The 227-nt window shown below is 31.3% G+C and carries 1 protein-coding gene; it reads right to left on the reverse strand.

Annotated features, from left to right (window positions below):
• On the reverse strand, window positions 1-227 hold a 227-nt coding region (locus tag AFK68_RS43800; RefSeq protein ID WP_210407175.1), incomplete at both ends, for a hypothetical protein.

Consider the following 227-nt stretch of genomic DNA (forward strand, 5'->3'; position numbering starts at 1 on the left):
CTTTGGTTAGGAGACGGAAATTTGAGGATAAAACTTGGCAAACGAATTAGATTTTTGTTTGATTTGGGAGATGGAAACTCTAGGATAAAATCTGATAAGCGAATCAAATTTTTGTTTTGGTTGAGAGAACGAAAATTTCGGAAAAAATCTGATAAGCGAATCAAATTTTTGTTTTGGTTGAGAGAACGAAAATTTCGGAAAAAATCTGATAAGCGAATCAAATTTTT

This window comes from Hydrocoleum sp. CS-953, assembly GCF_002260545.1.
Lineage (GTDB): Bacteria > Cyanobacteriota > Cyanobacteriia > Cyanobacteriales > Microcoleaceae > Trichodesmium.